This window comes from Bartonella sp. MR168JLCBS (assembly GCF_042194175.1).
Map to the genome: position 1 here is coordinate 1 of NZ_JBHIMP010000584.1, position 565 is coordinate 565.

The 565-nt window shown below is 46.4% G+C and carries 1 protein-coding gene and 1 pseudogene; both read right to left on the reverse strand.

The annotated features are described in order from the left end of the window. Positions 1-134, reverse strand: a pseudogene (locus ACFIK8_RS12840) (phage tail protein); the annotation flags it as partial. Further along, a partial coding sequence (locus ACFIK8_RS12845; protein ID WP_375669642.1) for a phage tail protein occupies positions 131-565 on the reverse strand: 435 nt, incomplete at its 5' end. The pseudogene ACFIK8_RS12840 and the gene ACFIK8_RS12845, both read right to left, overlap by 4 nt.

A 565-nucleotide genomic window follows, 5' to 3' on the forward strand; every position in this document is an offset into this window, starting at 1 on the left:
GTGGCTTCTAAATAGCCGTTTAGTGCCCCAACTTGGATGCGGTCCCTGAACACTGCCATGGCATGTTGAAAGCAGATAAGATCGAGACTCATATCCTCTAACTCTACAACAACATGCTTTTCTGGTATCTTCATAGAGTTTGTCCCACTTGGGTTTGTCCCACCTGGTATTGTCCTTGCGGTTTTCCGCCATTGAAAAAGGGCAAAAGACTAATGGAATAGCGGATGCGCTGTGATTGACCAGAGCGGCTGATATAGTCGTGGTCTTTATTGATCGTGGTGATCACCACGGGTCCATGAAGAAGAACACTATAGGTCGTATCATTGATCCAACGAAGCATCTGGACAGGCTTTGCTCTTCGAATGGTTTGGGCGATGGCATCAATGGCTACCCGATCACCAAATTCTTCTGGAAACCAAACGCCATGAATGGTTTTTGCATCATTGCCATAGCCGGTAAATTGCAAACTGGGGGACCTGCCAAAACGCTCCATACAAACCCATGAGGCAGAAAACTCTTCTTCAAAGGATTGGAAATTCAGCCAGTCCACATAAAATTGATGCGG